Source organism: Rhizobium sp. 862_C5_N1_2 (assembly GCF_051811205.1).
In the GTDB taxonomy this organism is placed as follows: domain Bacteria; phylum Pseudomonadota; class Alphaproteobacteria; order Rhizobiales; family Rhizobiaceae; genus Rhizobium; species Rhizobium leguminosarum.
Genome location: NZ_JBPWPT010000006.1, coordinates 74,958 through 101,243, shown reverse-complemented (window position 1 = coordinate 101,243; position 26,286 = coordinate 74,958). Strand labels below are relative to the sequence as shown.

The window sequence follows — 26,286 nt, the reverse complement described above, 5'->3', positions numbered from 1 at the left end:
TCCTCTGGTTTAAGATACGTCCGGACGCGACACGCTGGGCCGGACATTGTCGCCGGCCTTCCCCGGCGGCAATTTCGGGATTGGTCTTATTTGCGGATTTGGTCGGCGATGACCGCGACCACGATGATCGTGCCCTTGAGGACCTGCTGGTAGTATGAAGACACGCCCATGAGGTCCATGCCGTTGTTGATCGTGCCGATGATGAGCGCGCCGATCAGTGTGCCGAGCAGCGATCCGCGGCCGCCCGCAAGGCTCGTCCCGCCGATCACGACGGCGGCGATCGCGTCAAGCTCATAACCGATGCCCGCTTGCGGCAGCGCAGCGGTGGTGCGAGCCGTCAGGACAAGCCCCGCAAGACCAGCCAGGAGGCCCGAGATCACATAGGTCGCACCGACGATCACCTTGGTGGAAATGCCGCTCGTGCGAGCCGCCTTCTCGTTGCCGCCAACTGCGTACACATAACGGCCGAAAGTCGTATAGTTTAAAACGGTCCATCCAATCAGGAAGACGACGAACAGGATGACGATCGGTACCGGGATATACATGATCTGCCCGGAGCCGATCCACTTGAAGGGATCCGACAGATTCGGGATGGGGCGTCCTTCCGAAAAGATCAAGGTGAGACCGCGGGCCACGCTCAACATGCCAAGCGTCACTACGAACGGCGGGACCTTGACCGCGGCAACAAGCACGCCGTTCACCAAGCCGAGGCCGGCTCCCGCCGCGAGGCCCGCAAAGATACCGAAAAGCACGAACTGCTCGTTGGTCTCCGTTACGAGGCTGGCGGCGATCATGCCCGCGAGCGCCATTACGGAGCCGACCGATAGGTCGATGCCCTTAGTAAGGATGACGAAGGTCACTCCGATCGCCAGAATGCCGTTGATCGACGACTGGCGAACGAGATTCAGCCAATTCAACCATGTCATGAAGTACTGGTTCGCGAACGCGAAGAACGCGACGATCAGGAAAAACACGAGAACGATGCTGAACTGCCTGATCATTTCCCCGGCGCGGAAGTTTCCGGGCTTCGCCGCAGCGATGGTATTCATTACTCAAGTCCTCCCGTGAATGGGGCTATGACCGCTCATCAGCTCGCCATGTCCATAAGCGTCTGTTGCGTTGCTTCGGCACCGTCGATGATGCTGAGGAGCTGCCCCTGTTTGAAAATCGCGATCCTGTCGCTGAGCTGCATGATCTCCGGTGCCTCCGAGGAGACCACGAGGACGCCGTTGCCCTTTGCCGCGAAGTCTCGCAGGAACGCGTAGATCTCCTGCTTGGAACCTTCGTCGATGCCACGCGTCGGTTCGTCGCAAATGAGAAGCTTTGGATTTGTCAGAAGGCACCGGGCCAGCACGACTTTTTGTTGGTTGCCCCCTGACAGAGTTTCGACGGCAACATCTGGCGACGCCGACTTGATCCTCTGTGAGACGATCATGTCTTGAACTGCGCTGCGCTCTTTGTCCCCGCGGATGAAACCGCTGATGGCCATCAAGGCCAGCGATGAAAGCGTGATGTTGTGGGCGATCGATGCCGAGAGCACGAGACCACTGTCCTTGCGATCCTCGGTCACCATCGCCATTCCACGTTGAATTGCGTCCTTAGGACTGCCTGGCTTGACCTTACCGCCGTTGAAGACAACTTCGCCTCCCGTTGGTGAGTGCAGCCCGAATATTGTCTCGAGGAACTCGGTTCGTCCGGACCCAAGCAGCCCGTAGATTCCGACCACTTCGCCGGACGCCACGTCTAGCGAGATGTCTCGGAAATGAGGCCCGCGCGCCAAGTTCGAGACCGAAAGCAGGATTGGCGCGTCTTCGAGAGGCTTGCCCTTCTCGACCAGCTTGACTTCACGGCCGACGATCTGTGTCACAAGATGACGGCGGTCGATGTCTTTGATGTTTCCAGTCTCGATGAAACGGCCGTCGCGGAAGACTGTGTACTCATCCGCGATCTCGAAGATTTCGGTGAGTTTGTGAGACACGTAGATAATTGCGGAACCGCGCGCGGTGATCTTGCGGAGCGCGTTGAACAAGACATGGACTTCGTGTTCGCCGATAGCAGATGTCGGCTCGTCCATGATGACGATATGTGCCCGATAGCTGAGAGCCTTCGCAATTTCGACGAGCTGAATCTGGGCGAGGCTCAGCTCCCCCATCTTCTTGGCAGCGTCGACTTCAAAGCCGAGTTCATCGAGGAATGCCTGGGCGTCCCTGCGCATCTGGCTAAAATCGACGAGCACGCCAAGTCGCTTCGGCTCGCGGCCAAGGTAAAGGTTCTCGGCGACGGTCATCTCGGGGACGGGGGAAAGCTCCTGCGTGATGATCGCGATGCCGTGACGCAAGGCGTCAGCGGCGCTTTTGAAGTCGACCTGCTCGCCATCGATCTCCACTATCCCTCCATCGCGGCGGAGCAGTCCCATCGTGATGTTGAGGAATGTCGACTTGCCGGCGCCGTTACCGCCGCACAAGGCATGGACGGTCCCGGCCTTTAGAGTTAGTCGGCCATCAACGAGCGCTGGGACGCCGTTGAACGACTTTTCCACGCCCTCGGCCCGCAGAAGCACGCGTGCCGAAGACGACTGCGCGGTTCCCTGAACTGTTATCTTCTCAGTTGCGTTGACCATGATATGACGTCATACCTCGTAAAAATCCAAATCTATGCCTCGTGTGTGCGGATCGCATGCCTTATTGGATCTACGCGGCGTCCAGTTCGAGGATCGCGCGTGCCTCCTGGGGTGTAGCGGGCTCACGTCCGACCTTTTGGGCAATCTCAACAGCGCGCGATATGACTTCCGCGTTCGTGGGTGTGCCGAACTCGCGATAGGGATAGTCGCCTATTCCAATAGCCATGTGGCCGCCCAGACGGCAGATCGCAGGAGCAATGTTCAACAGATTGCCCCCAAGGCAATTGACCGTCCATTCGATCGGCCGGTCGTCGGGCAGAAATGCAAGATGCGCCATGAGACCCGCCTCGGTCGGCGGATGCCCGGTAATGTATCGCCCTCCCGTTAGGTGCAGGAGAAAGTAGGCGGGCCCCCTCACAAGGCCCGCGTCCATCAGAGCGATCGCGCGGCGCGTGAACCCGACAGACCAGGAAACCAGCTTCGGCTTTACGCCCTTTTCGGCCAAGGTACGCGCGTAGTGCGCGAGACTTTCGGTCGTGTTGAGATACAAACGTTCTGGATTTTCGAACCTGCGCGTCTCGGCATCCCAAAGCTCGAGATTGGCCGAACCGGTATCGATGGGCGCAATATCGGGCTTCGTAGCAGGGTCCAATGCCAGGGTTGCGACCGTGTCGATGCGCTTCATGGCGTCGGCATCATTCGAGATAAAGCCGAGCGTGGGAAGGATGAGTAGATCGGTCGCCTGCCTGACTTCGCGGATGATTTCGGCGTTTGCCTCAACGGTGTTTGTCGCACCGCCGTCGGCTGTCCTGGCATGATAGTGGAGAATCGCCGCTCCCGCCTTGCGGGCTGCAACGGCGGCCTCAACGATCTCGTCGGCGGTGTATGGGATATTAGGGTTGGATGTGCGCGGCGCGTACTCGTTGACCCTGGCTTCGAGGATGATTTTCTTTTGCATCTTTCGCTCCTTACGCCGCCAGATAACCCGAGGTGCCCGCCTTTGCCCGCAGGAAGAAGTCATCGGCACCAATCTGCCCGCCCTTCAGCATGACTTCGAGGCCATCGACTTCGGCGTCGCCCGGCGCATCCAGGCGGCAGACATGGCAATTTTGAACTTCGTCAAAAACGGCGATCTCGAGCGCTTCGGCGCCGATTGTCCGCACCGCATAGCTCGAACTGTCACCGCCCGAAAACACGATCCGCGGCAAGGAAACCGCGCGGCGCACGGCACGCGCAACGTCACAGTAGATGGCGCCCAAGCGTTCCGCGGGAACATCGCCGCCGGCCAGACGGCCGGTTTCCCCGCGAGCCGTGTAGATGATTGTAGATCGACCGCGCACAAGGCTCTCGATCGCCTTCAAAGCAGCCTCCCGCGCAACTGCCTCAGCATCATCATCGGACCGGACTGTCGAGACATCCAAGTGGACAAGGTTCCACCCGGAAGCTTCGGCCACCGCAATCTGGCGCCCGGTTTGCAGGGCGCAACTACCTGATAAGACGAGTAGATTTTCGACGCCGGCAATCTCCGTCTTGACGGGCTCCGCCGACGATAGCAGGCCCAAGCGGGCCCAAAGAGCGCCGAGTTGTTGCGCCAAGCCTTGAGCTGCTAGCGCGAACATCGGACGTGTCGGATACCGCGCCCAGAGCAGATCGGCGACAGCCGCAAGATCCGCATTTTCGAGCCCATCGAAAATGACCCCTGCCCCCTCTTGGAAGGCCTTGAAGACACGCTCCTCCATTGCCGAGCGGTTCCGGATTGCGGGAAGCGTGACGTTGACGAATTCCTTATCTGTCTGCCCAGCCAGATGCATGCGCAGATCCGCCTCGTGCATCGGCGTCCTGGGGTGGCGCGACATGCTCGGGTGCCGGTCGAGCCGCTCAATCCTGTCGGCAAAGCGCGCGAAATGATTTCCGAAACAGGTGTAGCGCCCGAAGTCCGGGGTCGCGGCGAGGACTGGAACGTCCCTCTTGCCGAAGTGAGCCGCAGCGCGCGCCAGAACAGCACCATAGCTTCCAACGGTGGGCGACGAGTCGAACGTCGAACAGATCTTGTATTGGATAAGCGGACTGTTGAGGGTGCGCATGATCGAAAACGCGCTGTCAAGCTCCTCGTCGAGCTCGACGCCGGACAACGCCCTTGCGGTACCGGCGAAGCCAAGCACATCATAAGACAGAGCATCTGTTGACGCCGTCTGTGCTGAAGGGCGTGCGAGATAGAGTTTTCCCTTCACACCACTGCGATGGAACTGCGCCAGGTTTTCGGAAGAACCCGTGAAGTCGTCGCCGTAAAACACGGCCTTGAGCTTGCCAGCTGATGTCATCGGATCCTCCCAATATCCCGGCCGAGGATATCTTCCTCCATACATCAGCCGGGCTTCACTCTTGACAATACTCATAGAAGCAGCTCATAACTCTGTCAAGGTCATACCTTATACCTTATACCTCATATCGAGAAAATTGGAGGACGACGAGATGAGACTTTCTGGACGCACTGCCGTGGTGACGGGCGCTGGCCGGGGCATCGGACTGGCAATCGCTGAAGCCTATGTTCGCGAAGGCGCGAATGTCGTTATCGTCGACCGCGATCTGGAAGTGGCGAACGAAGCCGCCGAGCGGCTTGGGGAGCGGGCTTTGGCCGTCCGCGCCGATATTTCCGTCAACGAAGACGTTGAGACGATCGTTAAGGAAACGATTGGCCGATTCGGCACGGTCGACATACTCGTGAACAACGCGGGCGTGGGCGCAACCACTCTGTTTCTCGAAAGCTCACGGGAGGAATTCGAACGCGTCGTCCGGATCAATCTGACCGGAACATTCCTCGTGGCGCAAGCCTTTGCTCGGATCATGGCCGCCAAAGGCTATGGGCGGATCATCAATATCGCTTCGCTGTCCGGTCAGAAGGGAGGTGTCGGGCGTTCGGCCTATGGAGCCTCAAAGGCCGGCGTCGAACTCCTCACGAAGGTTATGGCGGTCGAACTCGCGGAATCGGGAATCAATGTGAATAACATCGCACCGGGCCCGATATTGACCGAGGTCTCGAAAGTCATGCACACGGTCGAAACGCGTGACGCCTATCATCGGCTCGTTCCGCAACGCCGTTATGGCGAACCATCGGAAATCGCTGATGCCGCGGTGTTCCTGGCGAGCGACGATGCTGCCTATATTACGGGGCACACCCTGAACGTCGACGGCGGCTTCCTGGCCGCTGGCCTCATGTTCCCATTCGATCCAAAAGCCTCGAAGCGGCTGGGACAAATCAGCGAATAACCTGGAGAGGTGGCCAGTTCGACGTTCGGCATTTGTCGCAAGCGGGAAAACGCGGTATGACCTCGTACCTTTTCGATTTCTGATTGGAGCGTGACCAGGAATGCTGTCTGTTGACCCAAAGAAAATCCCAAGCCGGCTGGACATAGCGCTCGACTACATTACGGGCGAAATTGCCAAAGGCAACCTCGGGCCTGGTGACAAACTTCCCAATGAAAAAGAGCTGGCCCAGCTTCTCGGGATCAGTCGCACTCCAATCAGAGAGGCGATCAAAACGCTCGCGGTCTCGGGTCTTGTCGAGACGCGTCATGGCTTTGGAAATTACATCCGTAAGGACGAAGGCCTTCCGGCGATGCCGCTCGCGATGTTTCAGCTCTATCTTCAGAGCTCGACGCCTGAGATGCTGATGGAACTGCGATACATTTTCGACCGCAACTGTTCAGAACTCGCGTCGCTGCGGCGTACGGACGAAGACCTCGCCACGATGAGAGAGTGCATCGACCGACTAAAAAGGCTGTCGGAGGATGCGAACTCCGCGATCGAAGATCTCCTCAAGGCCGATCTCGATTTCCACCGAGCAATATACAAAGCCGCCGGAAACCCGTTGATCGTCGTGATCGCCGACTTCGTGCTGACGATGGTCGCGCCTTGGGTGCAAAAATCGCTAGAGGTCAGTGGCAAATGGCGCGCAGTCGATCTCCACGAACACATGTTTCAGATGATCCGGGACAGAAAGACCGGTGACCTCAGCCGCGAGAGCGTCGAGGAAAACATGGAACACTTCCGCACATCCCTGCTGAAATGACAGCCAGGGCATCACGTCAAGGCGTGGCGCATCTTACATTTCCCGCAGGTCGCACTGCGATCATCACCGGCGGCATCTGAAGGCGGACGCGAAGCCCGGATACCGTATGCCGCCCGGCCTATTCGCCGGGTTCTGAAAATTGCCAGAAAACGATAATGCGCCAGGCTGATTGCGCCTGGCGCATCGACCGCGAGCAATGCATGCCCAGCCTTCCAACTAGCGGGCGTGGTATTTCGTATCGACCTCGTCGATGGCGGCAACATTGCTGGCCGAGCGACCGTTCTCGTCGAACCTCTGGGCGAGGAATGAGTCGACGATCGTCTTCGCAAGTTCCGATCCAATGACGCGGGCGCCCATGGTAATGATCTGGGCGTTGTTCGACAACGCCGCCCGCTCGGCGGAATAAGTATCGTGTGTGAGGGCTGCCCTAATACCCGGCACCTTGTTTGCCGAAATGCAGACGCCGATCCCGGTGCCGCACACCAGGATGGCCTTGTCATAGGTGCCGTCGAGCACGCCGTTGGCGACCCTGTCGGAGAGGTTCGCATAGAAATCGTCGAGACCGGCGTCCGTCCGGGAGACCTCGAACACCTCAAAACGGTCCTTGAGATAATCGGCGAGGACCTTGGCGAGGCCCTCGCCCGCGCTGTCGCCTGCTACTGCAATTTTCATCTTCATCACTCCTCAGATTTTGGCCGCGCACTTTTCGAGGATGTCGAGGTAGCCCTCGATCTTCCAGGCCGAGCGGCCGATGAACAGCCCATCGACATGAGGGCAGGATATGAGCTCTTCGCAGTTGTCTGCGTTGACCGAACCGCCGTAGAGGCAGGGAATGCGCCGGCCGAGCACGGCTTCCGCGAACGCGATGATCTCGGCCTGGCGGGCGTCGGCGTAGTCCGCTGTCGCGGGGATCCCATCGACGCCAATGGCCCAAACAGGCTCGTAGGCAAGCAGTATCGGTTTGTGCTTCTGGTCGGTAGAAAGGCTTCCCAACGCGCCACGAACCTGGCGCTCGAGGACGTCGCGGGCTCGCCCGGCCTCGCGTTCGGAAAGTGTCTCCCCTATGCAGATGAGCGGGATCAAGCCGTGGCGAACCGCCGCCTCGACTTTCAGTCCTACCGTCACGTCCGTCTCACCGAAATGTTCACGCCTCTCGGAGTGACCAAGCTCGACGATGTCGAGGTTGCAGTCTGTAAGCATCAAGGCCGAAATCTCGCCCGTCCAGGCGCCCTCCTCGTCCCAGTGCATGTTCTGCGCGCCGACCTTTACCGACGTGCCCGCCAATGTGGTCTTCACTTCCCGGACAACAGTGAAAGGAGGGATGACAAAGCGCTGGATGCGCGGATGGGACGTGATGTCTGCGGCCCTGAGACCGTGCGCAAATTGCGCGGCATCGGCAAGCGTCTTGTTCATCTTCCAGCTGGTGCCAATCCAGAGGGTTTTCTTCTCGGTCATGTCCCGCTTCACCACGTTTGCGTTCGAACTGCTGTGACCTACCTAGAGCGAGCCGGCTCGATACCGCTTCGCCATTTCCGCGAGTGGCACGACGTTGATAGAGCTTGCGCGCCCTGCCGTTCCGAAAGCTTCGAATCTTTCGCGACAAAGCTTCGAAAGCGCCGTCATTGCGGGCTTCAAATATTTGCGAGGGTCGAATTCTGTCGGATCTTCGGACAGCACTCGGCGCACCTGCCCGGTCATTGCCATGCGGCAATCCGTGTCGATGTTGACCTTTCGCACACCATGCCGAATGCCGCGCAGGATTTCCTCGAGCGGCACGCCCCAGGTGGGCTTCATCCGCCCGCCGAAGCGATTGAAGATTTCCTGCAACTCCTCCGGCACGCTTGACGAACCGTGCATGACGAGATGGGTATTCGGAAGTTTCCGGTGGATCGCCTCGATAACATCCATTGCCAGCACGTCACCGTCCGGCCGGCGTGAGAACTTGTAGGCGCCATGGCTGGTGCCCATTGCGACGGCAAGCGCATCCACCTTGGTCTCCGCGACAAATTTCGCCGCCTCCTCCGGATCGGTCAGAAGCTGATGCGGATCGAGCTTGCCTTCGACGCCGTGACCGTCTTCCGCCTCGCCCGCACCGGTCTCAAGCGAGCCCAGAACGCCAAGCTCCCCTTCCACCGAAACCCCTGCCCAATGGGCCGTGTCGCTGACGCTTCTCGTGACCTTGACGTTGTAGTCCCAATCCGCCGCGGTTTTCCCGTCAGCAAGGATCGATCCGTCCATCATTACGGACGTAAAACCATGCTGGATCGCGGTGACGCAGGTGCTCGGTTCGTTTCCGTGGTCAAGATGGACGCAAACGGGGATATGCGGATAGATTTCCGTCACCGCCTCCATCATGTGCTTGAGCATGATGTCGTTGACATAGGCTCGCGCCCCACGGCTCGCCTGGAGGATGACAGGCGAATCCGTTCCGTCGGCCGCTTCCATGATGGCAAGCGCCTGTTCCATGTTGTTAATGTTGAACGCCGGGACGCCGTAGCCGTGTTCGGCGGCATCATCCAGCAGCTGGCGGAGAGTAATCCTGGCCATGACATGTTACTCGCTGGTTGGATTGGAATTGAGATAGCTTGCGATCACGTCGACCTCCGTCGCCGAACCGAAAACCAGCGGCGTGCGGCAATGGTGAGAGGTCGGGATCTTGTCCAGGATGGCGGTCGTGCCGTCGGTGGCCCGCCCCCCGGCCTGCTCCATCAGGAACGCGATCGGATTCGCTTCATACACCAGTCGAAGGCGCCCATTTTCAAAGCCGGGTCGCTTGTCGCCGGCGTAGAAGAACACACCGCCCCTGATCAGGATCCGGTGGAGCTCTCCGACTGCCGATCCGAGCCAACGCATGTTGAAATCACGGCCGCGCGTTCCCTCCTTGCCGGTCAGACAATCCTGAAGATACAGGCTCATGGCAGGGTGAAGGTGACGGTGGTTGGAAGCGTTATATGCAAGCTCGGACGTGTCGCAAGGTATCAGAACCTGCCTTTTGACGATCAGGAACTCGCCGGTTTGGGGATGCATCGTCGCCAGCAGCACACCCTCACCGACCGAAAAGCCCAAATCGACGGTGTTGCCGAATGAGACATAACCGGCCGCGGCCTGGCGCTTTCCAGGGGTTAAAAAGGGATCTTCAGCTTCGCAGAAAGGCATGATCGAGAAGATCGTGCCGACGGGCGTGCCCAGCCCGACATTGCCTGAACCGTCGATCGGGTCGATTGCGACCGCAAAATGCTGGCCATTGAGCATAACTGGCGCGTCGGCCTCCTCGGACAGGACCCTGGCAGCGCCTGCGCGTGCGAGTATTTCGATGAACAACTCGTGCGACGCGATGTCGATTGCCTTTTGCGCATCACCGTCGGTATTTGATCCGACAAGGTGGGCCAGATCGCCCTCCAGGGAACCGGCTGCGATGCGTGCGGATAAAAGACAGGCGGCATCCAACACACCGTTGATTAGAGCCGCCACCCCCTGACGGGACAAATCTTCACCAGCCCAGGTCGAGAGGTACTCATCGACAGAACCATACTGGACGCCCGCTTCGTCATTTCCGGGTGTCGCCGGCGCGCTCATTGCTTGCCCCTTATCCTTGCTAGGGCGCGCGTGACGATTGCGTCACGCGTGATCCCAAATTGCTCGTACAGCGTCTCGGCCGGCGCAGACGCTCCGAAGCCGGACATCCCGATCACGTCGTCTTCGCTGTCGACATACCTAGTCCAGCCGAACTTCGAGAGCGCTTCCACGGCAATGCGCGGCGCGTTGCCGAGGACCGAGCTGCGGTAATCCTTGGGCTGCTTTTCGAAGAGATCCCAGCTCGGCATCGAGACGACAGCGGCGGGAACGTTTCTCGCCTCAAGCTCGTCGGCAGCCTGGATCGCAAGCGCGACTTCCGTTCCAGTGGCGATGATTGTGACGGCACGTTCGCTGCTCGCTTCCCGCAGCACATAGGCTCCCCGTGCGCAGCGATTGATGCCGTCACGCTGGGCGCGCAGTTGCGGGACATTCTGCCGCGAGAGCGCCAAAACCGACGGCGTGTTCTTGCTGGTTATTGCAAGATCCCAGCATTCCAGCGTCTCGATGGTGTCGGCGGGCCGGAATACATGCAAGTTCGGCATTGCCCTGAGGCTGGCAAGATGCTCGACCGGCTGGTGCGTCGGACCGTCTTCGCCAAGACCGATCGAGTCATGCGTCATCACGAAGATAGAGCGGACGCCCATCAGAGCCGCCACACGAATGGCATTGCGGCAATAATCCGAGAAGACGAGGAACGTGCCACCATAGGGTATGACGCCGCCGTGAGCCGCCATACCGTTCATCGCGGCGGCCATGGCAAACTCTCTAACGCCATAGCTGACATACCGCCCGCTTGCAGCGGCGGTGAAATCGCTGTCGACGGCCGGAACCCGGGTCAAGTTTGAGTGGGTGAGGTCAGCGGACCCGCCGATCATTTCCGGAAGCAGCTCCGTCAGCGCTTCCAGTGCGATCTGGCTTGCCTTACGCGTTGCCACTGATTGCGGCTTGTCGAGCAGCTTTGCCTTGGCGGCGTTGACCGCTTCCTCATATCGCGCTGGCAATGAGCCGGCGGTGCGGCGTTCAAACTCACTTCTGACATCTGCGCCCGCTGCTTCGAGCCGCGCTTGCCAGTCCTTGCGCGCCTTGGCGCCCTTCGCGCCGACTTCGCGCCAAGTTTTGAGGATTGGAGCAGGAATCTCGAAAGTGTCCGCCGTCCAGCCATAGACTGCCTTCGTCGCGGCGGCTTCGCTGGCGCCGAGCGGTGCACCATGTACGGAGCTTGTTCCTGCCCTTGACGGAGAGCCGTATCCAATGATGGTTTTCAGGGCTATGAGGGATGGTCTGGATGCTTCCGCCTTCGCCTGCGAGATCGCCGCGTCGATCGCATCCGGATCATGACCGTCAACGCGCTGCGTGTGCCATCCGTACGCGTCGAACCTCGCGAGCACATCTTCTGAAAACGCGATTGCGGTCGAGCCGTCGATGGTGATGGAGTTGTCGTCGTAAAGGACGATCAACTTGCCGAGCTGCAGGTGGCCGGCCAGCGAAGCAGCTTCCTGACCAACACCTTCCATGAGACACCCATCTCCACAGAAAACGTACGTCCGGTGATCGACAAGCGCTGCGCCAAATTCGGTTGATAGGCGCCGCTCCGCAATAGCCATTCCGACAGCCGACGCGATCCCCTGTCCGAGCGGCCCGGTGGTCGTCTCGACGCCAGCGGTGTGCCCATATTCGGGATGACCTGGCGTTTTGGAGCCCCATTGGCGGAAGTTGCGAACCTGCTCAATGGTCATGTCTTTGTACCCGGTGAGGTGCAGAAGGCTGTAGAGCAGCATCGAGCCATGGCCGTTCGACAGGACGAAACGATCGCGGTCCGGCCAGCCAGGTTCGCTTGAATCGAACTTGAGGTGCCGGCCGAACAGCACCGCCGCCGCATCAGCCATGCCCATGGGCATTCCGGGGTGCCCGGACTTTGCGGCCTCAACCGCGTCGATCGACAGGACACGGATAGCGTTCGCGAGATCGCGGATCGAAACTGCTGCTGTCAATTCTTCCTCCCCATAAACCGCGACCAATGTGGCGCATTTTTCTGGACATCACAATATCAGAACACAAAATAACGCAATACACACGATAAACATAACAATATCACATTCCGCTGCGACTGCGAAGAGTCTGCCCATCGACATCATACCTCATACCTTATACCTCTGTATTTGCGCAATAGCTTTTATTTGGCTACCGCGTCCATCGGGAGCCGGAAGGATCGTCCCGGGTCGCTTTCACGGGGGCGGTCTGCCTCGATCCGTTTGGTGGCAAACGGACAAGACGACCACCGTGATGACTACCGCGTTGGGCACTCACGGGTGGTTGAAACCATTCCAAATGCGGAATGCTCGATGCGGCTCGCCGATGTTTCCCGACATTTCTTCAGTTGACAGCTTTTACAAATGCATTAACGTATACGTTATTGAACTCAATAGGCCTTAAAGGGAGGAACCGAAATGCCTTTGACGATGCGCAAGTCCTTACAGATGATCGCCCTTGCCACTGCCCTCGGCGGTAGCGCTGCCTATGCGCCGAGCGCCTTCGCGGTCGATATCGATAAACAGATCAAGGATATTGAAAGTCACCCGGCAAGCGGGCCCAACGGCGAAAAAGCGACCCTCGCGAGCGACCTGAAGCTATCCGCCGAAGAGATCGAAAAGATCAAGGCGAAGCATGCCAAAGCGGCCATTGTGATGCACTACACGGCGTCTGACTGGGCCAAGGCCCAGATGGCCGGGCAAAAGAAGGCCCTGGAAGAGCTCGGCGTCGAAATCGTTGCGACGACTGATGCTGGATATCGCGCGGAGCAGCAAGTTTCAGACATCGAAAGCGTCATGGCGCTCAAACCTGACGTCATGATTACCGTTCCCGCCGAGCAGTCAGCCACGGCCGCAGCATACAAGAAAGCTGCTGCCGCTGGCATTAAGATCATCTTCCTTGACCAGACCGGCGCCGGGATGAAGGCTGGCAAAGACTATGTGAGCCTCGTCTCTTCCGACAACCGCGGGATGGGAAAGGTCGCCGCACTGCTCATGGCCAAGGCGCTCGACGGCAAGGGCGAAATTGGTCTCATCCCGCATGCGTCCGACCTTTTTGCCACCAAAGAACGCGTGGTCGGCTTCGAGGAAGCGATCAAGGATTATCCGGATATTAAGGTCGTCCAGGAGACCGGTGTCGGAGGCCCTGATTTCTCAAGCGAATCCGAGCGCGTCGCCTCCGCAATGCTGACGGCCCACCCCAACCTCAATGGCATCTGGGCCGTGTGGGACGTGCCAACAGAAGGCGTCCTGTCAGCGGCGCGCGCAGCGGGCGCGTCCAAGAGCCTCGTCATCACCACTTGCGACCTTGGCGTCAACATCTCGATCGACATGGCTAAGAAGGGTTACGTCAAGGGAACCGGATCCCAGCGTCCGTACGGCGCCGGTTATGCCGAGGGCATCCTTGCCGGATACGCCCTTCTCGGAAAGGACGCACCTCCCTACGTCGTGCTCCCGGCCCTTGCGGTGACCCGCGATAACCTGATCGAGGCGTGGCCGCAGTCGAACGGCGACCAGGCACCGAAGATTCTCACCGACGCAATGAACTAACGGTGCGCGGGAGCGGCTCCGACCGCTCCCCGTGCCCCAGCGGCGGACAACGACCATGAACACTCAAGCAGTCACCGAAACCCTCGCCGCCGTCAGGATGAGCAACGTGAGGAAATCGTTTGGCGGCGTGCACGCATTGCGCGGTGTCAGCCTGACGATCCAACCCGGGACAATCCATGCGCTGGTCGGCGAAAATGGCGCCGGCAAGTCTACGCTGTTGAAGATCCTGCAGGGCGTGGTCACACCCACGGAGGGATCCATCGAGGTTTTTGGCGAGCACATGTCGTCCAGCTCTCCGGAGAATTCCCGCAGGCTCGGCATTGAGATGATCTTCCAGGACCTCAGCCTGATCCCCACCCTCTCGGTCGCCCAGAACATTTTCCTGAACCGGGAGCCCCGCCGCCTGTCGATCTTGGTCGACGAACGCAGGGAAATCGCACAGGCAGCCGAGATCATCGGCCAGCTCAACCTCAGGGTTGATCCGAGGACGCCTGTTTTTGAACTCAGCCCCGGCCAGGCCCAGCTGACCGAGATCGCCAAGGCCATCCACCAAGACGCCAGGATCCTTATCCTTGACGAACCAACCTCGTCGCTGAGCGCACAGGAAGCCGACACTCTGTTCGGCATGTTGAAGAAGCTCACTGCGGCGGGAACAGCCGTGATCTACGTTTCCCATCGCATGACCGAGATCATGACGATCGCCGACGAGATTACAATTCTCCGCGACGGTCAGAACGTGACCTCCGGGAAGACATCCGAATTCACGCTCGACTCGATCGTGCAGCACATGGTCGGCAAGCGTGTCACCGGCTTCCAATACCAGGCGCGCGCCATTGATCGCAGCGGCAAACCCGCGCTGAGCGTACGTGGCCTTTCGGGCCCTTCGGGAAAACCCAGCGATGTCAGCTTCGACGTCCACAAGGGCGAGATTGTGGGAATAGCAGGCCTCATGGGCGCTGGCCGGAGCGAGCTTGCCCGCCTTCTTTTCGGCGTCGATAAGAAAACTGCGGGAACCGTAGAACTCGGCGACACTGCCGTTGAGTTCAAGTCACCTTCGGATGCGATCAAGGCAGGCATCGTCCTTGTTCCGGAGAGCCGCCACGAGGAAGGTCTGGTTGTCGAGCACAGCGTCGGCGACAATCTTGGACTGCCGCAGATCGGTCAGCTCGTCCGCGGTCCCTTCATCGATCGTCGACGCGAGGGAACACTGACCTCCGATCTCATCAAGCAACTGAGGATCAAGACGCCGTCCGCTGACAACAAGGTCAGGAACCTTTCCGGCGGCAACCAGCAGAAGATCGTTATTGCCAAATGGCTAGCGATTGATCCTTCGGTTGTCATTCTCGACGAACCGACAGCAGGCGTAGACATCGGTTCAAAGGCCGAGATCGTAGAACTCATTCGGAGCGTCGCCTCCTCCGGAAAGTCCGTCATCGTCATCTCGTCGGAACCAGCCGAGCTTCTGGCAACGAGCGACCGCATCCTGGTCATGAACAACGGACGTCTCGCGCGCGAAATCGAGCGCGACGAAATCGAAAGCTGGGCCACGATTGCCGGCGACGAAACTCAATCTCCGCTGATCCGCACCGAACTCGGTCTGCAGGTCGCGATTCAGAAGGCAACCCAAAATGTCCACTGAAGCCAAGACATTGAACACAGAGACGGATGCAACCCACATGCGGCCGTGGCACAGCAACTGGCGCGACTACGTCGTCTACATCGGCTTCGTCGTCATCTTCATCGTCTTCGCGATCTTGCTGCAGGATCGCGGATTCCTATCTTCAAACAACCTGCTCAACATCCTGCGGCAGACTGCGATCGTCGCCATCGTTTCCATGGCAATGTCGTTCGTACTCTCGGCGGGCGAGATCGACCTCTCGGTCGGAGCCATTGCCGGATTGTCGTCGGTGGTCGCTGGCCTGGTGCTGAGCAAGTACGGTCTATTCCCCGGCATTCTCGCGGGCTTGACCCTCGGGCTGCTGGTAGGCGCCATAAACGGCGGCCTGACTGCCTATCTCAACATCCCGTCGTTCTTGGTGACGCTCGGCATGATGGGGATCGCGCGAGGGGTCGGAATGTGGGTAAGCGGCACTTCGCCTGTTCCAATTATCAACGACCCGTTCATTTTCGTCTTTGGTTCCGGCAACATCGGCCCTGTTCCTGTCCTCGTTGTCTGGGTCGCCGTTCTGGGCATGATCGCCCATATCGCGCTCCGAAAGACACCGTTCGGCCGCAAGGTCATGTCGGCAGGCGGAAACTCGGTCGCAGCTCGCTACAGCGGAGTCGATGTCCGGAAAATCAAGTTCCAGGTGCTGCTACTGACGGGGATGGCCGCTGCGATCGCTGGCATGCTCTATGCTGGACGCCTGCAGTCTGGACGCTTCCAGCTTGGCGAAGGTGATGAGCTGTCTGTCATTGCAGCCGTGGTTCTCGGCGGTACCAGCCTATTCGGCGGACGCGGCACCGTGATCGGTTCCATCGTCGGTGCCCTGCTCATCGGTGTCATCAACAACGGTCTTATTCTTGGCGGCCTCGACTACAGCCAGCAGCTCATCGCGCGCGGAATGCTCATCATCCTGGCTGTGGCGGTCGGCCGAAGCCGCTAACCTGGAAGGTTCTACGGAGGTATTAGGATATGAGAGTTTTAGTCACAGGCGGCAGCGGCAAACTGGGTAGAGCCACGATCAAGCATCTGGTTGAGAGCGGCCACGACGTCATCAACGCGGATACGATCGCTCCGCCAGAAAACCTCTGCCCCTTCGTCAAGGTCGATTTCGAGGATATGCGCGCCACGATCGAGGCGATCAGTGGCTTTGATTGGGACCACAATCGCAACACTGAAGCCGTCGTCCATCTGGCCGCTGTGCCGATGCCGGGGCGCGTTGCTCCTGCGGATGTTTTCCGGGTCAACACCATCTCGACGTTCAATGTTTTCGAGTCATGCCGCTTGCTCGGCATCAAGAACATCGTGTGGGCGTCGAGCGAGACCCTGCTCGGCATTCCTTACGAGATCAAGCCTGACTATCTGCCGGCGGACGAGAATTATCAGTCGCGCCCGGAAACCTCCTATTCCCTCTCGAAGCATCTCGGCGAGGAGATGGCAAAGCAGTATTGCCGCTGGGACAGCGAGCTCAAGATCGTTTGCCTACGCTTCTCCAACGTTATGGACGAGAGCGAGTATGCCGACTTCCCGGCCTTCGAGCAGAACCCGGGCAGCAGACGCTTCAACCTTTGGACCTATATCGACGCCCGCGACGGGGCACAGGCGATCCGTCGCTCGCTCGAGTGGAGCGGCAAAGGTGCCGAGGTGTTCATCATCGCAAACGACGATGGGGTCATGACCACCTCCAACGAGGAACTCGTCAGGAGGTGGTATTCGGGGGTCCCGTTCAAGAAGCAGATCGGGAACAACGAAACCTTGCTGTCAATCGACAAAGCAAAGAGCGTTCTCGGATACCAGCCTGAACATAGCTGGCGAAAATATGTAGGCTCCTGAGAAATCAGCCAGCTTGAAGGGAAAGAAAATGCCGACCAGGAAACAGACAGCACCGGTCTCAGAGATCAAAGAGGACGCCTTCGCGAAAACAATGACCGCGACAGCGCACCTTCGGTTGCGCCAGCTCATCCTGGATAACAAGTGGGCGCCCGGTTACCAGGCGACCGAACAGGAAGTCGCCTCCCAGTTGGGAATGAGTCGGACGCCCGTGAGGGAGGCGCTCATGCGCCTCCAGCAGGACGGACTTGTTTCGGTTATCCCGAGGCATGGAATGCGGGTCCTGCCGATTTCTATTTCTGACATGAAGGAAATTTACGAAATCCTGACGTCGCTGGAGAGTACGGCTGCAGAGCTGGCCGCCAGCCGCCAGCTTTCCGAGGATCAACTCCGGGGTCTCGAAAAGGCTACCGCCGATATGGACCATGCGCTTTCGCAAGATGACTTGGAGCGCTGGGCGCAGGCGGACGCGAGATTTCATGAGCAACTGCTCGAACTTGGCGGCAACCAGATGCTCAAGTCGGTCGTCCTCAATTTCATCGACCGCGCACATCGCGTCAGGATGGTGACGCTGAAGATGCGTCCTAAGCCCGTCAACTCAACCCGCGAACATGCAGAACTCGTGCAAGCAATCCGCGAAGGCGATCGCGAAAAGGCACGAAACATTCACAAGGCGCACCGGGAGCGGGCAGGCAAGGAACTGCTCGACCTCCTCGAGCGCCTCGGCCTCAACCACCTCTAGGACAGGTTTCAAATGTCATCGTTGAACAACACTCTCAAGATCGCAGTCCTTCCCGGCGACGGGATCGGCAGGGAAGTCATGCCTGCCTGCATGGAATTGATCGACGCCGCCGTCGGCCAGGCGGGCGCGCCACCGCTCGTGTTTGAGACGCATCAGGCCGGTGCGCAGCACTACGCGGAGACCGGCCAGGCCCTGCCCGCCGCCGCGCTCGAGGCCTGCCGGACATCCGACGCAATCCTCTTCGGCGCGATGGGCTGGCCCGACATCCGCTTCCCGGACGGGACGGAAATCATTCCGCAGCTCGACCTGCGCATGGAGTTCGGCCTGTTTGCAGGTGTCCGTCCGATCCGGTGGTTTCCGGGCCTTCCGAAAGTGCTGTCCGATCCTCGCGCCGAAGGAATCGACTTCGTGCTGGTCCGCGAGCAGACAGAAGGCCTGTTTTATGCGCGCGGGCGCGGCGAGGTCCTGAACAACCAGGAGGCCTACGACACGATGCAGATCACGCGGGCCGGCACCGAGCGCGTTACCGAATTCGCTTTCCAGCTCGCCGCCCAGCGCAAACGTCGCGGCAAGCCCGGCACGGTGACCTGCGTCGACAAGGCGAATGTCTTCAGTTCGATGGCTTTCTTCCGCAAGGTCTTCGATGAGATCGCTGCAAAGCACCCTGAGTTGCACAGGGACTATGCCTACGTCGACGCGCTAGCGCTCAACATGGTGAAGAAGCCCTGGACGCTCGACGTGCTGGTGACAGAGAACATGTTCGGCGACATCCTTTCCGACCTTGCGGCCGGCCTGATCGGCGGCATGGGGATGGCCCCTTCGGCGGACATCGGTGATACCCACGGCCTCTTCCAGCCGGCACACGGGACCGCTCCCGATATCGCGGGTAAGGGCGTCGCCAATCCGGGCGCAATGTTCCTGTCAGGAGCGATGATGCTCGACTGGCTAGCGGTAAAGCACGGCGATCAGCGGCTTGCTGACGCCGCCGGGCTGATCGAGGCGGCGGTCGAGCACACCTTGTCGACAAAGATCGCGGTTCCAATGGAGTATGGCGGAAGCGCCAATTGCGCGGAGATGACGCGCAGCGTGATCGGCGCTCTGGGTGCCGTCCGCGAGGAGGTCGCATGAGTTCGGCATCCACAGGCTTCGTCGTGGTCGTTGAGTTCGTCGTTCGGAGCCAGTTCGCCGATAATTTCCATGCGGCGATAATCGAGAATGCGGCGACGTCGCTGCGCGACGAACCAAACTGCGAAGTGTTCGATGTCTGCCGCGATCCTGAGCGGCCGGAGCGCACCTACCTCTATGAAGTCTACGGCTCAAAAGCCGATTTCGACTTCCACCTGAAGACGCCGCACTTCCTGAGCTTTGATGCGATGGTTCGAGACTGGGTGGCCGAAAAGCGAGTGGAAACGTTCGAGCGCGTTTCGTCCCACAAGAAGGAGGGCGCTAGATGACCAATAGCGTCAAGGCCATTGTCTTCGACACGTTCGGCACGGTCGTCGACTGGCGGGGTTCAATCATCCGCGATCTCACCGGCTGGGGCGCGACGGAAGGCGTGGAGATCGACTGGCCCGGCCTCGTCGACCGCTGGCGAGACCGTTACAATCCCCAGAAAGCGCGGGTGCGCAGCGGCGAGTTGCCGTGGACGAACCTGGACGAACTTCACCTCGATGCCTTGAAGGCAGTGTTCGCAGAGATGGGGCTGGCCGAACTAGACCACGACCGGATGATGCACGTCAACAAGGTCTGGCATCGCCTGGACGGCTGGCCCGACGCATCGCGCGGGCTACACCGGCTGAAGTCGAAGTTTATCATCGGCCCGCTGTCCAACGCCAATGTCGCGATTCTCGTCAACATGGCAAAGCTTGCCGACTTGCCGTGGGACAACGTGTTCTCCTGCGAGCTTTTCCAGCACTACAAGCCCGATCCGGAGACCTACCTCGGGGTCTGCAAACTCCTTTATCTGGAGCCCGGGGCCGTCATGATGTGCGCTGCCCACAACTACGATCTTGCCGCCGCGCGCAGCCTTGGCCTTAAAACCGCATTCATCGCACGACCCACCGAATACGGCGAGGGTCAGACGACCGACCTCACAGCCGAGCAGCGCTGGGATTACGTCGCCGACGATCTCGAAGACCTCGCCCGACAACTCGGATGCTAGAAGAGAGAAAGACAATGCAGACATACAAGATGTTCATCGACGGCAAGTGGGAAGACGCTGCCAATGGAGATACGTTCGAGACGAAGAACCCTTTCAACGGGCAGACCTGGGCCGCTATTCCGAAGGGCGGCAGGGAAGATGCGGAACGAGCAGTCGAGGCTGCGCACCGCGCCTTCACGAGCGGTCCGTGGCCGAAGCTCACCGCGAGCGCCCGCGGACACCTTCTTCGGCGTCTTGGCGACCTGATCGCCGAGAAAGCGGAGCATCTCGCGACGATCGAGGTTACGGACAACGGCAAGCTCATCAACGAGATGCTGTTTCAGCTCAAGTACATCCCGCAGTGGTACTACTACTTCGGCGGGCTGGCGGACAAGATCGAAGGAGCGGTCATCCCGATCGATAAGGCGGACACCTTCAACTTCACTCGTAATGAGCCGCTCGGCGTCTGCGTCGGGATTACGCCGTGGAACTCCCCTCTCCTGCTGCTCGCCTACAAGCTGGCACCGGCACTCGCCGCAGGGAACACCTTCGTGGCAAAGCCCTCGGAGTTCACGTCTGCTTCGACCCTTGAGTTCGCAAAGCTCGTCGAACAGGCTGGCTTTCCCGCGGGCGTCTTCAACGTCGTCACAGGGTTCGGCGCGGATGTCGGCGAGACGCTGACGACCCACAAGTACGTCGCCAAGATCGCTTTCACGGGAAGTGAAGGCACCGGGCGCAAGATCGGCGAGCTTGCAGCGCGCAACTTCAAGAAGGTTACGCTTGAACTCGGCGGCAAGAGCCCGCACATCGTCTTCGACGATGCGGAGATCGACAATGCCGTCAACGGGGTGATCTCCGGCATCTTCGCTGCCACCGGTCAGACATGTATCGCGGGCTCACGGTTGCTCGTGCAGCGAAAGATCCACGACCAGTTTCTCGAGAAGATCGTCAACCTCGCAAAAACGGCGAGAATGGGCGATCCGCTATTGACGTCGACGCAGGTTGGCCCCGTGACGACGCCGCCGCAACTCGAGAAGATCCTCGGCTATATCGACATCGCAAAAGGCGAGGGCGCCGAATGCGTTCTCGGTGGGGGGCGGCCGGACAATGCCGAGCTCTCCAGGGGCTGGTTCGTCGAACCTACGATTTTCTCCGGGGTCCGAAACGACATGCGCATCGCGCAGGAGGAGGTCTTCGGCCCGGTTCTGGCGGTCATCCCCTTCGACAGCGATGAGGAAGCCGTGCATATTGCCAATGACACCAATTACGGGCTGGCCGCGGGCTTCTGGACCCAGGACATGCGTCGTATCCTGAAAGTTTCGGCCGCCATCCAGGCTGGCACGGTCTGGGTCAACACTTACCGCGTCATCAGCTATATGTCGCCTCTTGGAGGCTACAAGCACTCCGGCATCGGTCGCGAGAATGGCATCGCGTCGATCCAGAACTACATGCAGACGAAGAGCGTGATGATCTCGACCGCTGACGACGTCGCCAACCCCTTCATCATGAGGTGATCCGTGGTGGCCGCCGGAAAGTTGCTGGTCGGCTGCGTGGCCGACGATTTCACGGGAGCGACCGACGTCGCGAACATCTTCGCGCGCGCCGGCCTCAAAACGACGGTGCTGATCGGCGTTCCTGAAGACGACCGGGACATTGACGCCGACGTGAGCTCGGCTCTAATGGGCTCGCCCGGGCTACGGCACGCTTTGAAGCCGGCGAACGCTGCGAGACATTGTCACTGGATTCCCAGTCTCGCTCGGGCCCCAAGCTCTGATACGGAAACTGAAAGGACGTCTCCCTTTTCCGCGATACGCACCAATAGCGTCATCGCAGAAGCCACCCGAACAACGTCAATCCCGATCCGCGGCGCGGCTGACCGCTTCTCGCTTCGCGATCTCCTGACGGACCTGCTCGAGTTTATTGAGAATGCCGTCATAGCTGATATTGCCAAGCGGCAGTCGCAGAGGCTTGTCCTCGTCATGAGCGACATTGACAATCGCCACGGCCGCCTTTGCCGGATCCCCTGGCTCGTTGCCGACGTTCTGTCGGAAGGACGCGCGCTGGCCACCCGCCGTATTGCCGTAATCGGCGATTTCACCGTCCGGTGGTACTTCATGTGCTGAGTTGCCAGCCCAATCCGTCGCAAACGGGCCGGGCTCGATGAGGACGATGTCAATACCGAGCGGCTGCAATTCCTGCGAGAGCGATTCAGAAATAGCTTCCACAGCGAACTTGGACGCGCAGTACCATCCGACAGCCGGAAAAGCTCGGATGCCTCCGACGGACGAGACGTTTATGATGGTACCTGAGCGCCGCGCCCGCATGGCAGGAAGAAACGCATTGGTGACGTTGACAAGACCAAAAACGTTTATCTCCATCATTCGTCGAATTTCCGCCTCCTGGCTTTCCTCGACCGCAGCGAAATAGCCAATCCCAGCGTTGTTGAAGAGGAGGTCGATGTGGCCAAAGCGTGCTTGGGCAGCGGCTACGCTGTGCTTGATCTCTTCGGAATTGGTGACGTCGAGTTGAATCGCCGCGACGCCTTCGGGAGAAAGTGCCACAAGGTCTTGAAGCGCTTCGACGGAACGAGCGGTTGCGGCGACTTTATCACCGCGGCGAATGGCTTCCTCGGCGACAGCGCGACCGAAACCGCGGGATGCACCTGTGATGAACCATGTTTTCATTTGCTAATACTCCACATTGCTGAGGTGGTGCCGCTACCAGCGACGCATCAGCGATATGGGTTGGATTTCGATTTGGTTGAGATCACATGACATCATCACTGCGTTGAGCTAAGCTCATCTGCAATCCACAAAAGCCGCGCGACGCGTGCGTTGGCCGGCGACAATTCCGCAGACAAGGCAGTCGTCGCACGGCTCTATGACCAGTTCGGCTTCAATAGGAAATGATGTAGATCTTTGGACAATGCGGAACTGTCCGCTGGCGCGCCATATGTTCTACCGCCGGAGTCGGTTATTATGTGCAAATGTCCGTGGATCTGACTGAATCCTGTTGCCCTGTCTGTGGGCTTTTGTGGCCTCTTCTTAATGAATTCCAAAATCGAGAGCAATCCAATGTCCCGACCTCTTTCGCTTCCGCGCGACCGGATTTCCGTACTTCTGCTTGAAGGGATCAGTCAGAGCGCGGTGGACTACTTTTCGTCATCAGGCTACGTCAATCTCACGCATCTGCCGAAGGCTCTGGATGACAAGGATCTTAAAAGTCATATAGCCGAAGCACATATTGTGGGAATTCGCTCACGCACATATCTGACAGAGGAAATCTTCAGATCGGCTAAGAAGCTCATGGCCGTCGGCTGTTTTTCTGTGGGGACAAATCAGGTCGATCTGGATGCGGCCCGCCGACGCGGGATACCCGTGTTCAACGCTCCCTATTCAAATACGCGCTCGGTCGCCGAGCTTGTGATCGGTGAGATCATCATGCTGACCAGGCGGATCTTCCCGCGTTCGGCTTCGGCTCATGAAGGCGGATGGGAAAAATCTGCCGTCGGCAGTCGTGAGGTTCGCGGGAAAACGCTGGGCATCGTTGGCTATGGCAATATCGGTTCGCAGCTTGGCGTTCTTGCGGAAAGTATGGGCATGAACGTGCGCTATTTCGATCCCTCGGACAAGCTTCGCCACGGCAATACAGAATCGATGGCGACGCTCGGGGCACTGCTCGAAATCTCAGATTATGTGACGATGCATGTTCCAGAGACCAGATCAACGCGAAACATGATCACTGAGGCTGAACTGCGCCGAATGAAAAAGGGAGCCGTTTTTATCAACAATTCCCGCGGGACCGTGGTCGATCTTGAGGCGCTTGCGACGGTTTTGAAAGAAGGGCATCTCGCAGGCGCGGCTGTGGACGTGTTCCCGAAAGAGCCGGCATCCAATAAAGAACTTTTCAAGACGCCGCTACAGGGTTTGGACAATGTAATTCTGACGCCACATATCGGCGGCTCAACCGAAGAAGCGCAGGAGCGCATCGGAGGGGAAGTCTCAAGGAAGCTCGTCGAATATTCGGACGTCGGTTCGACGCTGGGCGCGGTCAATTTTCCCCAGGTTCAACTGCCTCCGCGACCGAACGGCACACGTTTCATCCATGTTCATGAAAATCGCCCTGGCATCTTGAACAGTTTGAATATGATTTTTTCGTCCCGCGGACTAAATATCGTCGGCGAATTCCTGCAGACCTACGGCGAGATGGGTTATGTGGTGATTGAGGCCGAGAGCATTGGCCAGAGAGCGGGTGACATCCTTGATGAAATTCGCCAGATTCCGGGAACGATACGCGCTCGATTGCTTTACTAACCCGGTGGATTGCGCGTCATTTCGCTTTGGCCTAAACGTTTGCGAATTTGCGACTTATGCTGGCGCTATGTCCGTTGTCGATTCATTGGTCCGCGATCTCTGGAGGCGGACCGGTGGTCGAAGAAGAACTGGCCGTAAGCAGCGTCCCCTGGCACGTTGGCTGAAACTCGTTGATTGTCGTCGGAGATTTCGGCCATCAACACATCGCAAGTTGCGCCACATGTCATCGTCGCCTTTACATGCACTCCCAGCATCTAGCCCACTATGCAAGTTGACCAGGGTCGAACGCCCATTCAAATGCGTAGAGCAAAATCAACTCGGCCCCACGTTCACCGTTCAAATCGCTCCAGCATTTTTCTTAACTGCGCGTTTTGCAGCGTTAGCTTTCTCGCCAGCTGCCCCCTGAGCACCCTGATCTCTTCATCGAGCCTTATCTCCTCTGCAATGTGTGCGATCTGGGATACGGGCGAAACGTTCGCAACCGCTACCGCTTCCTTGCTGCGACGTCTTTGCTTTCGCGGTGCCACTTTGACAGTTCGCCTGATCTGCGTAGTATCATCATGTGCAGCGGTGACGTCGATACCAGTACCGCCGGATAAAGCCTGATTAGCGGCCTGCCCAATTTTTGCTGCACCGCGTTCGACCCTATCGCGGGCACCGTTTTTGGCTTCATCCGAATGCACCGGCTCTACGGAAATTGCAGCGGCTTGACCATGACGAGGTAGCTCCTCGCTAACCGGTCGATCAGCGCCATTCACGCTCTCCTCGGCAGGCGCTTCAGTCGGACCGGAAATAGGCAACGCCACCGACGTAACCTTCTCGTTCGAGCCGCTTTCTCTTTTTTGTTGGCGTCCAGGTGAGATCAGACGGGCAAGAAATTTCCAGGGAGACGCCATCTATCCGACCTCGCGATTTATCCCGCAAGCAGGCAGTGAGTTTTAGTTCCGGCAACAGCATTCACCGTTGCCAAATTGTATCTCTCGATAAGCATGGAAATGCGGCCGGCGATTGACCAGCCGCTTTTGTCAATCGAGCTTGAGCCGTTTGCGCAGATCGGCATTTTCAGCGCGAAGTTTTTCAGCCAGAAGCTTGCGCAGTCGCTGATTTTCCTCTTCCAACTGCAGGAGATCCGCCATCTCATCGATCGCCGTCATCGGCGCGACCGGCGCTGTCTGCACAGCCTTTGGAGTGCGGCGCACAGGTGCGCGTTTGGCGCTCGCCGTAACTTCGATCACCTTTGCCTTGCGCCTTCTCCTTTTCACACCACCGGCGGCGACCAGAGCAACTGCTGGCTCTGCCGCAGCGTCAGCTGACGGCGTCTCAAGTGCCGCGGTTTTCTTGGCCCGGAGTTTGCGCTGTTTCTTCGGCGCAATAGGCGTTTCGACAACGGTCGGCACATCGGCACTGGTTGCAGTATCAGTCTCGTCGGCCATGCTTATCTCCTGTGTGTCTGATGCAGTTGTCGACGGCCCGAGAGGCGCTGTCAACAACGGCTCGACCTGATCTGCTTTTGGTAAAGACATTTCGCAGTCGGATTTGCCACTCTGAGAGCTACCCGACAGAAACGGCATTGCCTCTTCCTCCAGGTCGCGAGCGACGGATTTCAAATCAACGTTGCCCCAGATCGAGTTTGACCTGGTATCGAGTTTTCGCCTGCCGGTTTTGTACTCGACGGCAAAACTGCGTTGCACTTTTTTCAATACAAGAGGCCTTGGAGAATCCACGGGATGGTTTGCTGATGTTGGTACATCACGA

General features: G+C 58.9%; 24 protein-coding genes and 1 pseudogene. 13 read left to right on the top strand and 12 right to left on the bottom strand.

The window, feature by feature from the left end:
* Positions 1–86: 86 nt before the first annotated feature.
* The 4 genes from ACD590_RS37745 to ACD590_RS37730 form a co-directional block, all read right to left on the bottom strand.
* Positions 87–1,049, bottom strand: coding sequence for an ABC transporter permease (locus tag ACD590_RS37745; RefSeq protein ID WP_004129777.1), 963 nt, complete (start codon positions 1,047–1,049; stop codon positions 87–89).
* A 38-nt stretch (positions 1,050–1,087) separates the two neighbouring features.
* Positions 1,088–2,620, bottom strand: a complete 1,533-nt coding sequence (locus ACD590_RS37740; protein ID WP_040140011.1) for a sugar ABC transporter ATP-binding protein — start codon at positions 2,618–2,620, stop codon at positions 1,088–1,090.
* A 70-nt stretch (positions 2,621–2,690) separates the two neighbouring features.
* Positions 2,691–3,578, bottom strand: coding sequence for a 3-keto-5-aminohexanoate cleavage protein (locus tag ACD590_RS37735; protein ID WP_028753509.1), 888 nt, complete (start codon positions 3,576–3,578; stop codon positions 2,691–2,693).
* A gap of 10 nt (positions 3,579–3,588) precedes the next feature.
* Positions 3,589–4,941 carry a four-carbon acid sugar kinase family protein gene (locus ACD590_RS37730; protein WP_064843710.1) on the bottom strand — a complete coding sequence of 451 codons (1,353 nt, stop codon included), beginning with the start codon at positions 4,939–4,941 and terminating at the stop codon, positions 3,589–3,591.
* 151 nt (positions 4,942–5,092) lie between these two features.
* Here ACD590_RS37730 and ACD590_RS37725 point away from each other — a divergent pair, with 151 nt between their 5' ends.
* Positions 5,093–5,887 carry an SDR family NAD(P)-dependent oxidoreductase gene (locus ACD590_RS37725; protein WP_004129782.1) on the top strand — a complete coding sequence of 265 codons (795 nt, stop codon included), beginning with the start codon at positions 5,093–5,095 and terminating at the stop codon, positions 5,885–5,887.
* A gap of 100 nt (positions 5,888–5,987) precedes the next feature.
* Positions 5,988–6,689: a FadR/GntR family transcriptional regulator gene (locus tag ACD590_RS37720; RefSeq protein ID WP_004129783.1), complete on the top strand. Its 702-nt coding sequence runs from the start codon at positions 5,988–5,990 to the stop codon at positions 6,687–6,689.
* A 216-nt stretch (positions 6,690–6,905) separates the two neighbouring features.
* Here the strand turns inward: ACD590_RS37720 and derI are convergent, their stop codons facing one another.
* Genes derI through tkt form a run of 5 tightly spaced genes read right to left on the bottom strand, consistent with a single transcriptional unit; the run spans position 6,906 to position 12,256 of the window.
* Positions 6,906–7,361, bottom strand: a complete 456-nt coding sequence (gene derI / locus ACD590_RS37715) for a D-erythrulose-4-phosphate isomerase (protein WP_040140203.1) — start codon at positions 7,359–7,361, stop codon at positions 6,906–6,908.
* A gap of 12 nt (positions 7,362–7,373) precedes the next feature.
* Positions 7,374–8,144, bottom strand: a complete 771-nt coding sequence (locus tag ACD590_RS37710; RefSeq protein ID WP_064843709.1) for a triose-phosphate isomerase — start codon at positions 8,142–8,144, stop codon at positions 7,374–7,376.
* Positions 8,145–8,186: 42 nt separating this feature from the next.
* The gene (fba, locus tag ACD590_RS37705; protein WP_064843708.1) at positions 8,187–9,236 is read right to left on the bottom strand and encodes a class II fructose-bisphosphate aldolase; all 1,050 of its coding nucleotides are present in this window, start codon (positions 9,234–9,236) and stop codon (positions 8,187–8,189) included.
* 6 nt (positions 9,237–9,242) lie between these two features.
* The gene (locus tag ACD590_RS37700) at positions 9,243–10,265 is read right to left on the bottom strand and encodes a class 1 fructose-bisphosphatase (protein ID WP_064843707.1); all 1,023 of its coding nucleotides are present in this window, start codon (positions 10,263–10,265) and stop codon (positions 9,243–9,245) included.
* Entirely contained in the window at positions 10,262–12,256 is a 1,995-nt protein-coding gene (gene tkt, locus ACD590_RS37695; RefSeq protein ID WP_064843706.1) for a transketolase, read from the bottom strand. Before tkt ends, ACD590_RS37700 begins: the two co-directional genes overlap by 4 nt.
* A gap of 456 nt (positions 12,257–12,712) precedes the next feature.
* Here tkt and ACD590_RS37690 point away from each other — a divergent pair, with 456 nt between their 5' ends.
* From ACD590_RS37690 to ACD590_RS37645, 10 genes and pseudogenes are all read left to right on the top strand, one after another.
* Positions 12,713–13,843 (top strand): substrate-binding domain-containing protein, encoded by a 1,131-nt coding sequence (locus tag ACD590_RS37690; RefSeq protein WP_096771278.1) that lies wholly within the window; start codon positions 12,713–12,715, stop codon positions 13,841–13,843.
* Positions 13,844–13,898: 55 nt separating this feature from the next.
* Positions 13,899–15,482 carry a sugar ABC transporter ATP-binding protein gene (locus ACD590_RS37685; protein WP_064843704.1) on the top strand — a complete coding sequence of 528 codons (1,584 nt, stop codon included), beginning with the start codon at positions 13,899–13,901 and terminating at the stop codon, positions 15,480–15,482.
* On the top strand, positions 15,472–16,449 hold the full coding sequence (locus ACD590_RS37680) for an ABC transporter permease (RefSeq protein WP_064843703.1): 978 nt from the start codon (positions 15,472–15,474) through the stop codon (positions 16,447–16,449). The genes ACD590_RS37685 and ACD590_RS37680 overlap by 11 nt, the downstream gene beginning before the upstream one ends.
* A 29-nt stretch (positions 16,450–16,478) precedes the next feature.
* On the top strand, positions 16,479–17,339 hold the full coding sequence (locus tag ACD590_RS37675) for an NAD-dependent epimerase/dehydratase family protein (protein ID WP_064843702.1): 861 nt from the start codon (positions 16,479–16,481) through the stop codon (positions 17,337–17,339).
* A gap of 13 nt (positions 17,340–17,352) precedes the next feature.
* Positions 17,353–18,078: a GntR family transcriptional regulator gene (locus ACD590_RS37670; RefSeq protein ID WP_439021068.1), complete on the top strand. Its 726-nt coding sequence runs from the start codon at positions 17,353–17,355 to the stop codon at positions 18,076–18,078.
* Positions 18,079–18,090: 12 nt separating this feature from the next.
* The gene (locus ACD590_RS37665; RefSeq protein ID WP_064843701.1) at positions 18,091–19,206 is read left to right on the top strand and encodes an isocitrate/isopropylmalate dehydrogenase family protein; all 1,116 of its coding nucleotides are present in this window, start codon (positions 18,091–18,093) and stop codon (positions 19,204–19,206) included.
* Positions 19,203–19,532: a putative quinol monooxygenase gene (locus ACD590_RS37660; protein WP_064843700.1), complete on the top strand. Its 330-nt coding sequence runs from the start codon at positions 19,203–19,205 to the stop codon at positions 19,530–19,532. The genes ACD590_RS37665 and ACD590_RS37660 overlap by 4 nt, the downstream gene beginning before the upstream one ends.
* Positions 19,529–20,239, top strand: coding sequence for a haloacid dehalogenase type II (locus tag ACD590_RS37655; protein WP_064843699.1), 711 nt, complete (start codon positions 19,529–19,531; stop codon positions 20,237–20,239). Before ACD590_RS37660 ends, ACD590_RS37655 begins: the two co-directional genes overlap by 4 nt.
* Positions 20,240–20,253: 14 nt before the next feature.
* On the top strand, positions 20,254–21,732 hold the full coding sequence (locus ACD590_RS37650) for an aldehyde dehydrogenase (RefSeq protein WP_064843698.1): 1,479 nt from the start codon (positions 20,254–20,256) through the stop codon (positions 21,730–21,732).
* Between the two features lie 3 nt (positions 21,733–21,735).
* Positions 21,736–21,816: pseudogene (locus ACD590_RS37645) on the top strand (hypothetical protein); the annotation flags it as partial.
* 252 nt (positions 21,817–22,068) lie between these two features.
* Here the strand turns inward: ACD590_RS37645 and ACD590_RS37640 are convergent.
* Complete coding sequence (locus ACD590_RS37640) at positions 22,069–22,902, bottom strand: oxidoreductase (protein WP_096771279.1); 834 nt, start codon at positions 22,900–22,902, stop codon at positions 22,069–22,071.
* A gap of 390 nt (positions 22,903–23,292) precedes the next feature.
* Between ACD590_RS37640 and serA the strand changes: the two genes are divergently transcribed.
* The gene (serA, locus tag ACD590_RS37635; RefSeq protein WP_096771280.1) at positions 23,293–24,531 is read left to right on the top strand and encodes a phosphoglycerate dehydrogenase; all 1,239 of its coding nucleotides are present in this window, start codon (positions 23,293–23,295) and stop codon (positions 24,529–24,531) included.
* A 329-nt stretch (positions 24,532–24,860) separates the two neighbouring features.
* On the opposite strand, the gene ACD590_RS37630 is transcribed toward serA, so the two are convergent.
* Both ACD590_RS37630 and ACD590_RS37625 read right to left on the bottom strand, forming a co-directional pair.
* Positions 24,861–25,427: a hypothetical protein gene (locus ACD590_RS37630; RefSeq protein ID WP_088395843.1), complete on the bottom strand. Its 567-nt coding sequence runs from the start codon at positions 25,425–25,427 to the stop codon at positions 24,861–24,863.
* A gap of 129 nt (positions 25,428–25,556) precedes the next feature.
* A complete protein-coding gene (locus ACD590_RS37625; RefSeq protein ID WP_081284270.1) occupies positions 25,557–26,231 on the bottom strand; it encodes a transcriptional regulator in 675 nt (224 codons plus the stop codon).
* Positions 26,232–26,286: the final 55 nt, after the last annotated feature.